The organism is Gammaproteobacteria bacterium (assembly GCA_003696665.1).
In the GTDB taxonomy this organism is placed as follows: Bacteria; Pseudomonadota; Gammaproteobacteria; order Enterobacterales.
Genome location: RFGJ01000430.1, coordinates 1 through 3,031, shown reverse-complemented (window position 1 = coordinate 3,031; position 3,031 = coordinate 1). Strand labels below are relative to the sequence as shown.

The 3,031-nt window shown below is 44.6% G+C and carries 5 protein-coding genes; all 5 read left to right on the top strand.

Annotated features, from left to right (window positions below; genetic code table 11):
* Positions 1 to 456, top strand: coding sequence for a hypothetical protein (locus D6694_10855; GenBank protein ID RMH39792.1), 456 nt, complete (start codon positions 1 to 3; stop codon positions 454 to 456).
* Positions 457 to 459: 3 nt separating this feature from the next.
* Positions 460 to 774, top strand: a complete 315-nt coding sequence (locus D6694_10850; GenBank protein ID RMH39791.1) for a hypothetical protein — start codon at positions 460 to 462, stop codon at positions 772 to 774.
* Positions 775 to 824: 50 nt separating this feature from the next.
* Positions 825 to 2,027, top strand: coding sequence for a hypothetical protein (locus tag D6694_10845; protein RMH39790.1), 1,203 nt, complete (start codon positions 825 to 827; stop codon positions 2,025 to 2,027).
* Positions 2,024 to 2,539, top strand: coding sequence for a hypothetical protein (locus D6694_10840; protein ID RMH39789.1), 516 nt, complete (start codon positions 2,024 to 2,026; stop codon positions 2,537 to 2,539). The genes D6694_10845 and D6694_10840 overlap by 4 nt, the downstream gene beginning before the upstream one ends.
* A 375-nt stretch (positions 2,540 to 2,914) precedes the next feature.
* The coding region (locus D6694_10835; GenBank protein RMH39788.1) for an IS3 family transposase at positions 2,915 to 3,031 on the top strand (117 nt) is incomplete at its 3' end.

The window sequence follows — 3,031 nt, the reverse complement described above, 5'->3', positions numbered from 1 at the left end:
GTGACGCGTTTGCTTGGCAAAGGCTATAAACGCGCCCAAAAGATCATCAAACGCCTAGTTCGTCGCGAGAAGGCTGTAGAAAAATCTGCTAGACTTAGAGTTGAGGAGGAAGTTACGAAAGGACTACCGAAGCCCGGTTCCTTAAGTAATGAAGCTACGAGAAAGTGGTATCACCAGCAACTTGATGCTATTCCATCGAAAATTGATTCTAGTCTTCCGCTTAGAGAGCAAGCCCTTCAAGCGTTCAAATTGCGTAACTATATTAAGTTGCAAGCACGTGAGCTCATGGCTGATCGGGCAGCTGCGGCGTCGCTTCCAGAACCAAAAACCTTACAAGATGTTGTGAGAAAAGCCTATGGTCGAGGGTTAAGAGGGGATGACGTTTGGCGCTATGTTTTGGGTGGATCGCAACGGTCAAATGCAGGTGTTGATGCTGCATTGGGATTGTCGAGGTAAGGTATGAGCGGATTAAAAAACATACTATTTTCTGATAAACCTGGCAAGCCGCTAGAGGTTGACATTTGTGCTGTACCCGGATGGGATGGGTTCGACAAATTGATCCAATTCTTGAAGAATGAATATTCTGTTGAAATCATCAATTGTATTGATGGTCCTGATGCTAGGCGATGGACGCTTAAAGCTGAGGGACAGGAGTTCGAGTTGAGACATGAAGATCCCTATGGGAACTCCCTTGTTGCACCGACTTCTGCAAGTGAAAGTATTGTTAGAAAAATAGCGTTGGATTTAGAAAAAAGACTAGCGCATTTGAGGTGATGGAAATTGTTTAGGGGCGCGTCCACTTTTGGTGGGCAAGATCAAAGCCTTTGGCTAGAGCCCCCTATGGCGGTTATTTAGATAGATTTGGTAACGAGTGGACAAATGGCCTGTTTAGAACACAAGGCCAGGCATTTGAATGGGGTCTACAATTAAAAGGCGATTTGACCAGCTCAGGTGGGCTGCTCAATGCAGCGAGCACGGTTGAGCAATACCATGTGGTGGATAACCGTGGCACCACCACCCGTGGCTTTACCGGCCATGAACATTTGGATGATGTCCAGCTTATCCATATGAACGGCCGAGTCTTAGGACGCTTCCTCTCCGTCGACCCATTTATCCAAGGCAACGGCAACAGTCAGGGTCTGAACCCTTACAGTTATATCCTGAACAACCCGCTGGCGGGGAAAGACCCTAGCGGATACTCTTGTCAGACAGTTGATGAAGGAAAGGGATGTGGAGAGGCTCCTGAACCTGCGCCGGAAAAAAAGAAAAGGCCAAATATTGACTCAATATGCAAGGTAAACAGTTCTTGTCAGATCATCGATTATGCTGCGGCTCGGAAAGCGCGTAAGGACAATGGGAAGACTAAGAATTCGAAACCTACCGGCCAGGCCGACAGTATAGGCAGTCAATCTCAGAGAGGGCAGCAAGAAAATGTTGAGTCAAATTGGACTCCAAAATATTTAAAGATCTATGGTGTGGAGGTCGAAGAACTCTCAAGTGAGGATTTAGAAGTCCTGCAGGCTCTGGATCAAGCCATATCAGAATATAGAAATAAGCTTTTGACCCTGATCGCTCATGGAGAGTACGTAGAACAGGCGCAAGAAGCACTGAGAGCTTTTGATGAAACCAGCTGGGAATATCATCATGTCGAAAATGATGATGTTGCGCAAGGATCTTTGAGTTGGACTGATCGAAAGTCTTTCGATTTGTTTAAGAAAATGTATAAGAAAGATAGGTCGTTTTTCAACGGAGAACGAAAAGTTAAGTATTTTAAAGGAATTATTGATGTTTATAGGCATGGCCTGTCTTCTTCAGGGCAAGGTAGCATCGCTAGCCGAGCACGGATTTACGACTCGATTCCCAAAGGGGTTGCCGGGCTGAGAAAAATAACATATCACGAAGCTAGTCATACGATTGTTAGCAGGATGTATGATGCTAAGAAAAGCAGATTTATGAAACAGTGGGGTCGAGGTGGATTTGAAGTTAAAGCTGACAAATGGTCCAGAATTATAGGTGGCGTCCAATGAAACATCTACTGCTCTTTTCTATGTTTGTTGCTAGTGCTCATTGTGTTAGCGGTCATGTATATGAATACACTGCACAGCCTGCAATTTGGTCAGAAAAGGACCAAGTTTTCTATGCAAGATCAAAATTGATATTTAATTTGTCCGAAAATATTGTGATTCTTCGAGATGCTGTAATGCCATCATTTTCGTGTAAGAAGACGTCAGCATGGACGTGTATAAGTAGTCCATATCTGAATTTTGCATTACGAAAAGACTGGTCGGAACTGCCAAGTAAATGGGAATATGATGGCTACACATATGAGAAGGTATCTATTGAGGATATTAAGATACTGGGAATGACGTATAAGTCTCAGGTCGTGATTGTTAAGAAAATAGATAGTAAATCACATATATGGAACGTCGTTTATTATACTAAGAAAAACGGGGTGCTCATGTTTCATGTCTATGACGGAGAGAGTGATGAGTTGACTACTTTTATCAGTAGCGTTGCGAAGGGACTTTTTTCTAGGTAAGAAGGGTATTCCCTGAGGGTGTTCATTATTCTGTGTCAGCCGCTGGTTTAGAGACTCAGGTACGCTCGACCCGATCTTCAAAATGTATCACCAACTGTGATGGCGCCAGATTCCAGTTTTACACCGGTTGGCTCTATTTTTTTGAATCTTGAGAATTTGGGTATCGTTGTGCCCATTTCCTCTCAGTCGACCCATTTATCCAATGCAACGGCAACAGTCAGGGTCTGAACCCTTACAGCTATATCCTGAACAACCCGCTCACGGGCATGGATCCGACCGGGTATGAAGCGGCTTGTGATGGTAAGGTATTCCCCCCAAAAAAAAGAGGTATCCATAAGTGGAATTTTCCGGTAACTTAGCAACAGGAGATTCCACATGCGTAAATCACGATATACAGACAATCAGATCATCAGAATTCTCAAGCAGGCCGAGGCTGGAACGCCGGTTCCCGAACTGTGCCGCGAACACGGCATGAGCAGTGCGACCTTCTAC

Bases quoted from the DNA above. Each gene is read 5' to 3' on its own strand.
- D6694_10840 (RMH39789.1), top strand. From the start codon at position 2,024: ATGAAACATCTACTGCTCTTTTCTATGTTTGTTGCTAGTGCTCATTGT.
- D6694_10850 (RMH39791.1), top strand. From the start codon at position 460: ATGAGCGGATTAAAAAACATACTATTTTCTGATAAACCTGGCAAGCCG.